General features: G+C 58.4%; 12 protein-coding genes and 1 pseudogene. 6 read left to right on the forward strand and 7 right to left on the reverse strand.

Features of this window, described 5'->3' with window-relative positions; all coding sequences use genetic code 11:
- Positions 1 to 3: 3 nt before the first annotated feature.
- The 3 genes and pseudogenes from AB4O01_RS05060 to AB4O01_RS05070 all read right to left on the reverse strand — a co-directional run bounded on the left by AB4O01_RS05060 (position 4) and on the right by AB4O01_RS05070 (position 3102).
- Positions 4 to 846, reverse strand: coding sequence for a carbohydrate ABC transporter permease (locus AB4O01_RS05060; RefSeq protein ID WP_007910217.1), 843 nt, complete (start codon positions 844 to 846; stop codon positions 4 to 6).
- Positions 843 to 1805: a carbohydrate ABC transporter permease gene (locus tag AB4O01_RS05065; protein ID WP_093432644.1), complete on the reverse strand. Its 963-nt coding sequence runs from the start codon at positions 1803 to 1805 to the stop codon at positions 843 to 845. The genes AB4O01_RS05060 and AB4O01_RS05065 overlap by 4 nt, the downstream gene beginning before the upstream one ends.
- A 21-nt stretch (positions 1806 to 1826) precedes the next feature.
- Positions 1827 to 3102, reverse strand: a pseudogene (locus tag AB4O01_RS05070) (ABC transporter substrate-binding protein).
- A 168-nt stretch (positions 3103 to 3270) separates the two neighbouring features.
- Here AB4O01_RS05070 and AB4O01_RS05075 point away from each other — a divergent pair.
- The 5 genes from AB4O01_RS05075 to AB4O01_RS05095 all read left to right on the forward strand — a co-directional run bounded on the left by AB4O01_RS05075 (position 3271) and on the right by AB4O01_RS05095 (position 8111).
- Positions 3271 to 4836: a carbohydrate porin gene (locus tag AB4O01_RS05075; protein ID WP_460090876.1), complete on the forward strand. Its 1566-nt coding sequence runs from the start codon at positions 3271 to 3273 to the stop codon at positions 4834 to 4836.
- Positions 4837 to 4929: 93 nt separating this feature from the next.
- A complete protein-coding gene (locus AB4O01_RS05080) occupies positions 4930 to 5679 on the forward strand; it encodes a hydroxypyruvate isomerase family protein (protein ID WP_093433556.1) in 750 nt (249 codons plus the stop codon).
- A gap of 128 nt (positions 5680 to 5807) precedes the next feature.
- Positions 5808 to 6212 carry an acyl-CoA thioesterase gene (locus AB4O01_RS05085; protein ID WP_460092210.1) on the forward strand — a complete coding sequence of 135 codons (405 nt, stop codon included), beginning with the start codon at positions 5808 to 5810 and terminating at the stop codon, positions 6210 to 6212.
- A gap of 97 nt (positions 6213 to 6309) precedes the next feature.
- A complete protein-coding gene (locus tag AB4O01_RS05090; RefSeq protein WP_427120137.1) occupies positions 6310 to 6843 on the forward strand; it encodes a DinB family protein in 534 nt (177 codons plus the stop codon).
- A 332-nt stretch (positions 6844 to 7175) separates the two neighbouring features.
- Positions 7176 to 8111 (forward strand): LysR family transcriptional regulator, encoded by a 936-nt coding sequence (locus AB4O01_RS05095; protein ID WP_460090877.1) that lies wholly within the window; start codon positions 7176 to 7178, stop codon positions 8109 to 8111.
- Here AB4O01_RS05095 and AB4O01_RS05100 read toward each other — a convergent pair.
- From AB4O01_RS05100 to AB4O01_RS05115, 4 genes are all read right to left on the reverse strand, one after another.
- Positions 8096 to 8542 (reverse strand): GlcG/HbpS family heme-binding protein, encoded by a 447-nt coding sequence (locus AB4O01_RS05100; RefSeq protein WP_460090879.1) that lies wholly within the window; start codon positions 8540 to 8542, stop codon positions 8096 to 8098. The genes AB4O01_RS05095 and AB4O01_RS05100 overlap by 16 nt on opposite strands.
- Positions 8543 to 8553: 11 nt before the next feature.
- Entirely contained in the window at positions 8554 to 9903 is a 1350-nt protein-coding gene (locus AB4O01_RS05105) for a metal-dependent hydrolase family protein (protein WP_320414477.1), read from the reverse strand.
- 188 nt (positions 9904 to 10091) lie between these two features.
- A complete protein-coding gene (locus tag AB4O01_RS05110) occupies positions 10092 to 11249 on the reverse strand; it encodes an alpha/beta hydrolase family protein (RefSeq protein WP_460090881.1) in 1158 nt (385 codons plus the stop codon).
- A gap of 59 nt (positions 11250 to 11308) precedes the next feature.
- Positions 11309 to 12271: a LysR family transcriptional regulator gene (locus AB4O01_RS05115; RefSeq protein WP_460090882.1), complete on the reverse strand. Its 963-nt coding sequence runs from the start codon at positions 12269 to 12271 to the stop codon at positions 11309 to 11311.
- Between the two features lie 257 nt (positions 12272 to 12528).
- Between AB4O01_RS05115 and AB4O01_RS05120 the strand changes: the two genes are divergently transcribed.
- Complete coding sequence (locus tag AB4O01_RS05120) at positions 12529 to 13470, forward strand: VOC family protein (protein WP_460090883.1); 942 nt, start codon at positions 12529 to 12531, stop codon at positions 13468 to 13470.
- The last annotated feature ends 6 nt before the right edge of the window (positions 13471 to 13476 follow it).

The raw sequence follows: 13476 nt of genomic DNA on the forward strand, positions 1-13476 counted from the left end.
GCATCAACCCTTTAACGCGCCGGCAGTGAGGCCGGAAACGATTCGGCGCTGGAAGATCAGCACCAGAATCACCAGTGGGACGGTGACCAACACCGAGGCGGCCATCAACAAGCCCCAAGGCAACTCATGGGGGCTGCCGCCGGAAATCAAGGCGATGGCCACCGGCACCGTGCGTTGGCTGTCGGTGAGGGTGAACGTCAGGGCAAACAGAAACTCGTTCCACGCGGCGATGAAGGCCAACAAGCCAGTGGTGACCAGGGCGGGCCAGAGCAGCGGCAACAGCACGCGGGTCAGCGTCACCCACGGGGACGCACCATCCATGATTGCCGCTTCCTCCAGTTCATGGGGCAGTTGGCCCATAAAGGTGGTCAGTACCCAGACGGTGAAGGGCAGGGTGAAAATCGTGTAACTCAGGATCAACGCCCACGACGTGTTGTACAGGCCCAAGGCGCGGATCACTTCGAACAGTCCCGACAGCACCGCGACCTGGGGAAACATCGACACGCCAAGCACCATCATCAACACCGTGCCACGCCCACGGAATTTCACCCGGCCCAAGGCATAAGCAGCGGTCAGGCTGAGGAACAGCGCCAGGGTGACCACGCACAGCGCAACCACCAGTGAATTACCGATTGCTCGCAGGAACGAGGCCTGGTGGAGGACCGCCGCGTAATTGGAGAAGTCAGGATTTTCGATCCAGTAGCTCACCTCAAACAAGGCGCTGGAGGGCTTCAGCGAGGTCACGATGGCGTAGTAGAACGGGAAAACCGCATACAGCAGCAACACCCCGATCAGGCACCAGAATCCGAGGCGCAACAGCGCTTTTTTCAGCAGGCGCGGGCTCATGCGCGGACCTCCAGTTGACGGCGTCCGAGGTAGAGGTAAAGCATGGCGATCACCGCGACCACGAGAAACAACAGCGTCGACGCCGCGCTGCCGTAACCGACGTCCTGAAACTCCACCAGGTGCTGGCGGGCATACACTGACATGCTCATGGTGCTCGACGAATTCGAGGTCAGCACATAGATGACGTCGAATACCCGCAGCGAATCAAGGATGCGGAAGATCGCCGCCACCAGCAGTGCAGGCATCAACAGTGGCAGGGTGACGCGCCAGAACACTTTCAGCGGATGAATGCCATCGACCCTGGCCGCTTCGTAGCAATCGCTCGGCAACATCTGCAAGGCCGCCAGCATCAGCAGCGTGACGAAAGGCACGGTCTTCCAGACATCAACGATGATCACCGCCCACATCGACAGGTCGGCATCTGCCGTCCAGGCCAGGGGAGCATCAATCAGGCCGAGACTGAGCATCAGGTGATTGATGATGCCGAACTGGTCGTTGAGCATCCATGACCAGATCTTCGCCGAGACAATCGTTGGAATCGCCCACGGAATCAGAATCAACGCCCGCACCAGAGAACGGCCGGTGAACTTGATGTTCAGCAGCAACGCCACCAACAACCCCAGCACGACCTCCAGTCCCACCGAGACCACCGTGAAATACAACGTGTTGCGCACCGCATTCCACCACTGTGGATCGACGAGGATGCCCGACCAGCCGGAATCGCTGAACAACAGATAATTGCTCAAGCCTATGAAGGTTGCGCCACCGGTGTCTGCCAGGCTGGCGTCGGTCAGGCTGAACCAGAATGTGCGCAGCAGCGGCCACGCGGCCACCAGGGCCAGGCAGACCAGCATTGGCGTCAGAAACAGCCAGGCAGCGCGCACCCGGCGCCGTTGTACAGGCGTTTCCCTCGTGAGCAGAAGCTCGTCAAAGGGGGCATGGGTCGTAGAGACAGACATGGTGATTTCCTTCCTTGTGGCTTACCAGTTCCGGCGTTTGATACGCGTGAGTTCACTTTCCAGTTCGGCCAGTGCCTGATCCACGGGCAACTCGCCCGCCAGCACGCCATGCACCCGATCGAAGAAGGCATTGGAAACCCGTGGATAACGATCGGCGGTGATGGCGGCGGGGCGCATGACCCCAGCGTTGAGAATGCTGTGCAGCTGAGCGTAATAAGGCATGGCCGCGAGCAACTCGGGATCTTGATACAGCGACTCGATCACCGGGTTATAGCCGCCTGTCAGGGCGCGATGTTTTTGCTCTTGGGCACTGGTCAGGTAGCTCACCAGTTCTGCGGCAAGTTTGGGATGAGCGCTGTAACGCGATACCGCCAGGCCCCAGCCACCAAGGGTGGAGGCATGCTCGCCGGTTTCGCCGCCGCGGGGCAGGGGGAGCGACGCCGACCTTGTCTTTTACGGCACTGTCCTGGCTTTGCACCAGGGCCCAGACATAAGGCCAGTTACGCATGAATAGCGCATTGCCCGACTGGAATACGCCACGTCCTTCTTCCTCGGTGTAATTGAGCACGCCACGCGGAGAGATGTCTCCGACCCAGCTTTTCGCCATGGTCAACGCCGCTCTCGAGGCCTGACTGTTGACCACGATGTCGCCGCGTTGATTGATCAGGCCGCCTTGCGGCTGGCTGCTGATCCACTCCAGCGCATTGCACGTCAGCCCCTCGTAGGCACGTCCCTGAAAGATATAACCCCAGGTATTGGCGTTCCCGGCGTTGCGTTCAGCCTGTTGCACATCCCTGGCGGTAGCGGTCATTTCCTCCCACGTTTGAGGAACCTGTTTGTTGTATTTCTCAAGCAAGTCCTTGCGGTAATACAGCAGCCCCGAGTCGGTAAACCACGGCATCGTCACCAGCCGGCCGTTGACCGTGGCGTTATCGACCTGGGCCTGGAAGTAGCCTTGGGTCGCGTTCGCGGGAAGCACCTCCCGCAGATCCAGCAGGTGTTTGGCCAGCATCCCCGGCCACACCATGTCGATTTGAATGATGTCGATGTCGGTGGACTGCGCACTGAGGATCTGCTGGTAGAACGACAACCTCTCGGTTGCCGAGTTAGGCGTGGAGACCACCTCGACGTTGTTGCCGGTCTGTTTCGACCATGTCTCGACGGCCTCTTTGCACAGTTGCAACTCCGCACCCACGGCACCGCAAGAGATCGTCAGATCGGTTGCGTTCGACACGGATGGCAGTGCGGCAGACAGGGTGATCAATGCAACGGGCAGGAGCGATTTCAGGTGTTTCATCGAGCGTCCTTTATTTTTGTTTTTAGAAAAGTTAACGTTAACATCGCCAAATGTAGCAGCGTATTTGCGATGAGGCATCCTTTTTTTCGTCGATTGCGACAACTCGCAACGCACGTAAAAAACGGCCGTTTGCGTCAACCAACAATAAAAACAAAACAGGGATTTCATATGCACAAAGCAACAGGCTGGCTACTGGCAGGTGTGCTCGGCACATCCGCAGCGACCGCTCAGGCCGCGACACTGGAAGAGCGCATGGCCGCACTTGAGGCGCGTGCCAGCGCAGCGGAAAAGCGTGCAGCCACGGCCGAACAGCAGACCCAGGCACTTGCCCGGGAATTGCAGCAGGTCAAACGCGCGGCGCCGCCCTTGCAACCCGTCGCCTCTAACGCAACAGCCATTTCGGCACCTGCTCTGGACACCCGACTGGCAAAACTCGAAGCCCGTCAGCAAAGCCTGGAAAAGGAGGGCAGTACTGGGAACCTCACCGATGGGTTCAGCTTCAACGGCTATGCGCGTTCCGGATTGTTGGTCGACGAGGGGCTGGGTGGCGGGCGTGGCGGCCCTTATACAACGCCGGCCGGTTCGGTGGGCGGGGCAGTCGGGCGACTCGGTAACGAGGACGACACCTACATGCGTATCGACCTGTCGAAAGAGGTCTATGCGCAAAACGGTACCCGTTCCAAATTCACCGTCTCCATCGCTGACGGTGTGGAAAGCTCCAATGACTGGACGGCCGACGAAAGCAAACTCAACGTACGCCAGGTGTTCGCCACGCTCGACCATGTCGCTGCATTCAAAGGCAATTCAGTCTTCGAGAACGCTACGCTATGGGCGGGCAAGCGCTTCGATAGAGATAATTTCGATATCCACTGGCTGGACTCCGATGTCGTTTACCTCGCCGGCACCGGCGGTGGAATTTACGATGTGCAGATGAACAAGCATTGGCGCTCGAACTACTCGTTGATTGGGCGTAGCTACGGAGATTTCAGTCAGGGCGGTATTAATGCCGACGTGGAAAGCTACGTCCTGACCTCCAACCAGTTCTTCGAGGATGGCCAGTGGCAGTGGATGTACAACGCCATCGGCGCCAAGAAAAACGATTTCGGCACCCACACCAACAAGGCCGGTTTGACGCCTGCGGATAGCGGTTTGCACAGCATGCTGGCCAATCACCAGAAAACCTTTTTCGGCAGGGAAGGCTTCTTCAAAACGGCGCTGCTCTATGGGCAAGGCCTGGGGGCAGAGGTCAAGAACGTTGGCTCGGACGGTGAACTGATCGACGACGCCCGCGCGCTGCGTCTGGCGCTTTACGGTGAGACGCCGCTGACCTCTGACTGGCGCATCGGGCCCAGCTTGCTGGCCGAACAGAGCAAGGATAGATACGTTAAAGGTGACGACTACCGCTGGCTGACCCTCAACGTGCGATTGGCCAACAAAATCAACAGCAACTTCGAAATGGCCTACGAAATGAGCTGGCAAACCATGAACCTCGACCCCAAGGGCTATCTACAACGTAATGCGGTCGATGGTAACTTCTGGAAGTTCACGGTCGCCCCGACATTCAAACTCGACGTCGGCGATCTACTCACGCGTCCGGAGTTGCGAGTGTTCGCCAGCTACATGAACTGGTCTTCGGATCTGGACCGGTTCAGTACTAACGACTCTTTTGGCATGTCCGACTTCCAGGCGGGAGGGGTGTGGCAATACGGTATCCAGATGGAAACCTGGTTTTAATCGTTGAACGCACTTGCGATAGTGCAGTGCTGGAGCGGCAAAGGATGCTCCAGGCTAATGATGTCGTTTCTTCCCAGGATGGATGATTACCCAATGCTCAAGTTCAATGCTCATCTCGGTTTCCAATTCAATGAATTGCCTTTTCTGCAGCGCATCGAAGCCGCCGCAGCCGCCGGTTTCCGGGCAGTTGAGTTCCCGTCACCGTATGAATTCGACGCCAGTCTGCTTGCCGACCATCTAGCCCAATACAGTTTGCCGTTGATTCAGTTCGCCGCCCCGGCTGGCGTGACCAAAGGCATCGCCGCGTTACAGGGCAGGGGAGAGGAATTTCGTGACGGGTTGCTCCAGGCCGCCCGCTACGCAAAGACCTTGGCGTGTGCGGATGTCCACATCATGTCGGGCGTTACCACGCAGAATGACGCTGAGCGAACCTACGCGGGCAACCTGGAATATGCGGTGAAGTACTTGGAAGATCAGGGGCTGCGGCCACTTATCGAAGTGATCAGCGCGGAGGCGATGCCGGGTTATTACATGTCTGACTTCAGCAAGGCGCAACAGGTACTCGAGACCTTCCCGAGTGTCGGGCTGATTCTTGATCTTTACCATGCGCAGCTTTTGACTGGAGACGCAGCGGATGTGCTGGCGCGGTTTTATGACAGAACCGTGCATGTGCAAATTGCCGATTGCCCGGGTCGTCACGAGCCGGGAACGGGGAATATCGACTTTGCTGCCTTGTTCGCGGCGCTGGAGCAGCGTGGCTACGCCGGATGGATCGGGTGTGAATACCGTCCTTCTGGCTCTACCGTTGCGAGTCTTGACTGGATCAAGCAGCTGAGTGCTTAGGTTCCAGACAAAAATCTTTGAGTCGCTGATATGGGGACAATCGCCGCCATCAAAGGCAAAAGCCCTTGATGGCCGAGCGAGAAGAACCCATCGATATCGGCCTGACGCTGGCGGGTAGGGGGGATTTAATGCTTGATGCGGTTTTTGTAAGTCGAACTATTTTGTTCGGAGATTGTGATCCGGCAGGGGTGGTTTACACCCCGCGATTCTCATATTTTGCTGTAGAGGCCATTGGTGTAGCACTCGACAGATGGGTAGGGGGGCCGGGGCTTAGAGCGGTGATGAGTTTTAATATATTGCCGCCGGTGCGTGCGATGTCGATCGAGTTGCTGGCTCCGCTGACGTGGGATGACGAAATGACTATTAAAGTTGGCGTGGCCAGGTTAGGCGAGCACTCTTTTACTTTTTTGGTTGAGGGGTTTATAGGCGAAGGCGTGCTGGCATTTACCGCGAATGTCACACACGTTTGTGTATCACCGGAAAGTAAAGAAGTTGTACCCATTCCAGCTCCGTTGCGAGCGCTTCTTTCATAGACGATCAGACAGTTCCTCACAACAAAGCGCAACACTGGGCTGGGATGCAAGATAAGCGTGGATCGATTGCAAGCGATTCATTGAAAGGACGAGGACGATGAACCGAACCAGTCATATTTGCCTGATGGCCAACTATAACGAATGGATGAACGCAAAGATTTATGAGGCAGCCAGAAGCCTGTCAGATGAAGAGCTCTCAGTGGATAGGAAAGCATTCTTTGGTTCAATTCTCGGGACGTTGAACCACGTGGTGGCCGGCGACACTGTCTGGCTAAATCGATTCGCCAAGCACCCTGCTAACTACTTGGCACTGGCACCGATTCAGCAGCTTCCTGCCCCCAAAAGCCTCGACCAGTTGCTTTTCTCGAATATCCGAGATCTTTCGGCACATCGAGTGTGGCTTGATCAGCAAATTGTAAAGTGGTCTGACTCCATTGCAGAGCCGGACATGGATGCCCCCCTCAATTACACAAGCATCAAAGGAATACCCGCTGACAGGAGCTTTTATGGCTTGGTCATGCATTTTTTCAACCATCAGACGCACCACCGCGGACAAGTGACAACGTTGCTTTCACAAGCGGGTGTCGACATAGGTGATACGGATCTGGTCGCCCTCATTCCGCTTACATAAAGGGGCAAGGCATCGTGCTCTACAATCGCTCATCCCAAGCAGTGTTTGATGTAGCGTTCGGTCAGTTCGACCTTCTTCTAAAGGGTGAATCAGTACCTATCGCAACAACGTTTGGTGGCTTCCTCCGGTGGTGTCATGACTAAGATCAGGACGACTAAAGCAGTGGGGGGAGCGGAAATGGTTTTCCGGCGCTTGGTATCTCCGTAAACGATACCTCCCAACCAAACACGCGATTGGCGCATGGGTACACAGCTCGCTAAGGTCATGGTTCGTTTTTGATCCTGCCTGTAAACAGTGGCAAAAACGTCACCATCACCTTCAGCGGAACCCACATGCGATATCGACGCCTCGACCTTAATCTCTTGGTTGCGCTCGACGCTTTGTTGAGCGAATGCAGCGTCAGCAGGGCCGCCGAGCGTCTGTGCCTGGGGCAGTCAGCGACCAGTTCGGCATTGGGCCGCCTGCGTGAACATTTCAACGACCCGTTACTGGTGCAAGTGGGGCGCCGCCTGGAACCCACGGCGCTGGGTCTGGAGTTGCTGCCAAAAGTGCGTGCAGCGTTGGCGCTGACCCGGGAGATCGTCGCCGCACCGCTGAACTTTGACCCGGCGAACTGCGACCGGCACATTACCCTCGTAGCCTCCGATTACGTCGCCGACGTGCTGCTTCCGGCGGTCAGCCATGCTTTGGCGCGTATCGCTCCGGGTATTCGCTTGAGCCTGCGCGACATGCCTGTGCCGCGTGACGGCGATGTCGTCAGCGAAGCGCTGGATTATCGGCGTAGTGATTGCGTGATCGTGCCGCAACGACGGCTGAATCCGGCCTATCCCCATGTGCCGCTCATGACTGACCAGCTCTGTTGTATCGTCTGCGCCCAACAGCCACAGTTTGCCGAGCAACTGAGCCTGGCCGATTTTTGCGGCGCGGCGCACGTGGTGCGCGAGTTTGCCAACGGGCAAAACCTGGCAATGGATGCCGTGCACCTGCATGAACTCGGCATTGAGCGGCGAGTGGCGGTGACCGTGGAAAGCTTTGTGCTGATGCCGCAATTCATTGTCGGTACCGCACGCATTGCCACGGTGTTTCAGCGACAGGCGCAACGCTTCGCCCATTGTTATCCGTTGCGCATTCACCCGGCACCGCTGGCGTTTCCCGAGGCCGTGCAAGTCTTGCAATGGCATCCCTATCAAGAACATGACCCGGCCATGCAATGGTTTCGCGGCCTGCTCATGGAACAGGCCGCATTACTCGATCAGCCCCCTGGTTGATCACCGCTGTCGGCGACCAATCCGGCCTTGGCGATGGCCAGCAATGCGCAGCGTTCGTCATTGTCCGAGGTATCGCCACTGATGCCGATGGCCCCGAGAATCATGCCCTCGGCATTTCGAATCAGCACGCCGCCCGCTACCGGAATCACCTCGCCGCCGGTCAAACTGTTGATAGCGTCGAAAAACACCGGCGTGGCTTGCGCGCGCCGCGCGAGTTCACGTCCGCCTAACCCCATGCCCAGGCAACCGCGTGCCTTGCCGGTGGCGATTTGCGGGCGCAGGAAGGTGGCGTGTTCGTCGCGCAAAACCGCCAAGGGATGGGCGGCGGCATCCAGTACCGCGACGCCCAGCGGTTTGATCCCGGTTTCCCTAGCGATGCGGATGGCATCGCTGGCGATGTTCGTCGCAGTCAGTAGATCAAGTCGTTGCATGGCCTCTGTCCTCATACGGCCCACTTGCCCAGTTGGGCCACACGGTCGCGGGTGTAAAGATCCGTCCATTTCAGCGAGTTGAAGTCGGACACCTGCTTGGGGTTGTAGGGGCTGCGATCCATGCGTACCGGTTGACCGGCCTTGTACACCGCTTTGAGGCGCGAACGATCCTGGAGGATGCGGATGTCATCCAGTGGTGAGCCATCAAGCACGAGGAAGTCTGCCTGCTTGCCCACCTGCAGCGAGCCGAGGGTTTCACCGCGCGGCATACAGCGCGCGCCGACAGCGGTTGCGGCGTATAAAGCTTCGGCTGGTGTGAAGCCGAGGCGGGTCACCAGTAGCTCCAGCTCACGGGCATGCCATTCGCCATAGGGCGTCACCGCAAAACCGCTGTCACTGCCGCAAGCGAACGGAACGCCGGCCGCTTTGGCGCGTTTCAGCACCGCCGAACCGACCTCCAGTGTGCGCGCACAATAACCGGCATAGCCGGTGCTGATAGCCGGATCATGGGGCTGGCAGAAATCCACGGTGTTCTGCGGGAACGTCATGGTCGGGGCCAGGATGCTGCCGGCCTCGAGCAACGCTTCTATGCACGCGTCGTCCATGTAAAAGGCATGAAAGACCAGATCAACCCCCGCGCGCGCCGCATACATCACAGCTTCGCGACCGTAGGCATGGGTGGCGACTTTGCAGCCCAGCCGGTGCGCTTCCTCGACCATTTCGAAGGTTTCGTCGGCAGTGAAGGCCGCGATGATTTCGCCATTGGGACGACGGTGCGTGCCGTCCATGGCGATCTTGATCAGGTCGACGCCGTCCTTGGCCTGTTTGCGGATCTCCGCGAGGGCGTCGCTACGGCTGGTGACCAATTGGGCTGTGAAGTATTCAGGAGCGCCGACCCGACTCGGGAACCAGTCATTGAGACTCTGGCGATTGGTGATGACGCGGCTGCTGGCTGCGATCCTCGGGCCTTCAAATAAACCGGCGGTGACGGCATTGCGCACGGCGATGCTGAGTTGGCCGCTGTCACCGGGGCAGACCATGCTGGTGACGCCGGCGGCCAGCACGTGTTGCGCGAAGAACATCCCGCGTAACGCGCGAAATTCGTCGCTGGTCCATAAATCTATGTCTTCTTCGCTTTGAGCGTTGCCGAAAGCCAGATGAGTGTGCACATCCACCAGCCCCGGCATGACGAAATTATCCCCTGCATCCACCTGCGTATCGCCTGGATTGGGAGCCGGTGCCAACGCGGTGGGACCGACGTAACTGAGCAGGCCGTTTTCGACGATCAATGTCTGTTGTTGGCGGGTTTGCAGTCCGGTGCCGTCGAACAGGGTCTGGCATTTCAGGTGCAGGGCAGTCATGGCGTCTTCGCTGTGTGATTGTTCTGCAAAGAGAGGCTAGAGAGCAGGCGAGGGCGCGACCAGCAGATTGCATCGATGGCTGAGTATTGACGGCGTCAATAGGTGCGCCAGCGCTAAATCCGTTAATGCAAAACGCCGGAGAATCGAGAGATTGTCCGGCGTTTTTCATGGCGTGTTTTTTCAGTGGATCAAGCGGTACGGCCGCCCAAGGTTTCAGCAATCCAGTCGGCAATGTAATGCCCGGCATTGATGCTGTTGTCGAAGCTCGAATGCTGCACACCACCTTCACGTTCGGTGAAAATTTTCAGTTCGCATTTTGGACTGTTGACCAGTTGTTCGTAGGTGCGATGCGCCCACTTCAACGGAATCTGCGAATCCTGCTCACCATGGGTCACGAGGAACGGCACCTTGATCCGGTCGAGCACGCCATCGAGGTGGACGTTTTCGGCGATGGTCATGAACTCTTCGACGTCCTTGGCGCCCCACACCCAGCAGACGTGTGCCCAGTAGTGCGGCACCGGGAAGCTGCCTTCCTTTTCCAGTCGACGCTTTTGCACATCACGCCAGTCATGGTTGGCGCCCCAGACGACGCCGCAGGCGAAGCGTGGTTCGAAGGCAACCGCGCGCGGGCAGTAATAACCGCCCAACGAGACGCCTTCCAGACCGATACGTTTGGCATCGATGTCGCTTCGGGTTTCCAGCCAATCCACCACACGACTGGCCCAGTGTTCACTGTCGAATCGTGCGGTCAGGCCATGCAGGCGCAGCGCTTCGCCGGTGCCGGGCTGGTCGATGATCAGCGAAGAGATGCCGCGTTTCGCCAGCCAGGCTGGCAGGCCCACGCGGTATTTCATTTCCTTGGTCGAGTCCAGGCCGTTGACCTGCACCAGTATCGGCGCCGGACCCTCGACGCCTTCGGCGCGCACCAGCAAGCCGGAAAGATGTTTGCCCTCGTAAGGAATTTCCACCCGTTCACAGTTTTCACGCGACAGTTCGACGCCGCGCTTGAAGGTCTGGAGAAAACGCTGATACAGCTCGGTACGGCCCGGCGCGCCGTGGGCTTGCAGGCGCTCGCAGGTTAAATAGTAGGTGGCGGCGCGGTTGTATTTTTCGCCTGCCGAGAGCATCCGGGCATTGCCTTCGTCTTCCTCGGCCAGACCGCAGAGCTTGTCGGCCATTTTCGCCCAGGTTTCGCGAAAGGCGCGGGTACCGGCTGCGTCTGGCTGTTTCGCAGCCTCTTGCAGTGGGGCGCACATCTCTTCGATTTCACCCATGCGGGCGCCCATTTCAATGGCCAGGTCGACAGAGAGATTCCAAACGTAGTTGGTCGGGAAATAGCGAAACATGATTATTGTTGTCCTTATGGTTGCCTTGGCATTCCCAAGGCACGTTAAGGATCACCCGACTAATTGGCCAATCGTGACGGCGGATACGAGGTATCGCGAGATACGATGGGCACGTGTTGCAGATGCTGGATGGATTCGCTGATGCGTTCGCGCAGCCAGCGGTGCATCGGGTCGCCGTCAACGCTGCGGTGCCACAACATGTACTCGCGCATGACCGGGATTTTCACCGGCGGCGGCAGGATGCGCAGTGGCAGATAGTGCGCGTAGAGGTTCGCCAGACGCTGGTGCATCGTGGCGATGCGCTGCGTGCCGACAATCAATTGCGGCAGGGTATTGAAGTCGCTGGTGATCACTTCAATGCGCCGATTGAAGCCGTATTGATTCATGAACCATTCTTCGATGCTCATGTGCCGGGTACGGCCAAATCCCACCGAGACATGGCCCATCTCCATGTACTGCTCAAGGGTCAGGGTGTCGCCGACTTGCGTATTGCCTTGCCACACCACGCACACGTGTTCTTCCTCGAACAGCAGGCGCGAAGGGTGGCCTTCAATGATGTATCGCTCGGGAACAATCATCAGGTCGACCTCGCCACGTACCAGCAACTCGCCGGAATTGTCGCTGGGGCCAAGCATTTCAAAGGTGATGTTGGGCGCTTGCTGATGAATGTTCTGGATCACCTGGGCGAACAGCACGCTGATCAGATAGTCCGAGGTCACCAAGCGAAAATGGCGCTTGCTGGTGGCCGGCTCGAACACCGGTTTGGCGGTAATCGAGGACTGGATCGTCAGCAGGACTTCACGCACCGGTTTGGCCAGCTCCGTGGCATAGGGCGTGGGCTGCATCTTGCGCCCCACCTGAACCAGCAGCTCATCCTCAAAGTAGGTACGCAACCGCGCAAGCACGCCGCTGGTGGCGGATTGGGTCATGTGCAGGCGTTCGGCAGCGCGGGTGATGTTCTGCTCTTCGAGCAACACATCGAGCGCGACCAGCAGGTTCAGATCCAGATGGTTGAAACGCATGGGCAGGTCCGTTCTTGTATTTATTTTCGCAATACATTCGGACGAATCCATTGGCGCGTCAACCTTCGTCGCAGGTATCGCGTTTGCCGATAGGTCGCATCCCGACTCGCGATTAGTCAGCGCTCAGCCCGTACGCCAATCTTCGCCGCAGTCGGCCCTGCTGCCGACACCACCACCGGTTTCCAGTCAGGCCTGGCACGCTGTAAGGCGTCCATGGCGACCGTCACCGGATCATAATTTCAATGGAGTGGTAAGCCATGAACATCATTGGCCTTGATGCCCTGATTTTTGGCGTCGATGACATTCAAGCCTGCACCGATTGCCTGCGCGACTACGGCCTTGCGCCGGTCGGCGTTGACAGCGAAGGCGGGCGTTTCGAAGCGCTGGACGGCACCGCCGTGATTATCCGTCGAGCCGACGATCCTGATTTGCCGGCGGCAATCGGCCCGGCGCCGTCCATTCGCGAGACGGTCTACGGGGTCGGCGCGATCAGCGATCTGGATGCCATCGAAGATGAGCTGGCCCGAGATCGCATCGTCCGTCGTGATCAGCACGACGTGCTGCACAGCGTTGACGACATGGGTTTCGCGATCGCTTTTCAGGTCAGCGTACGCAGGCCTTACAGCGCACCGGATGACCTGACCAATGCCGCCGGTCATGCGCCAAAGCGGCCACTTAACCAGCCGGGCATTACCCTCGATATGGGCGCTGCTCCGCGCACTTTGTCCCACGTGGTGTATTTCGTCCCTGATGCGGCAAAGGCTGAAGCCTTTTACGCCGAGCGTCTGGGTTTTCGCACCACCGACACTTTCATTGGCGCCGGGCCGTTCATGCGCCCGGCAGGCTCCGATGATCACCATTGCCTGTTCATGATCCAGACCCCGCCGCACATGAAGGGCTGCGAACACTTCACCTTCCACATGGGCAGTGGCACCGAAGTGCTGCTGGCCGGGACGCGTTTCGAGCAAAAAGGCTGGACCAGTTTCTGGGGGCCGGGCCGTCACCTGTTTGGCTCCAACTGGTTCTGGTACTTCAACAGTCCGCTGGGCTGCCACATCGAATATGACGCCGACATGGACAAGCACGATGACGCCTGGGAGGCCCGTCGCGCACCGCTGTCGGCGGATAACTCGCAGCTGTTCCTGTTCAGCGCCAAAGAAAAATGGGCCCCCGGTGGCCCGCCGCCGAAACTCGGTTGAGGCCGG

The sequence above is a fragment of the Pseudomonas sp. S2_E02 genome, assembly GCF_054668355.1.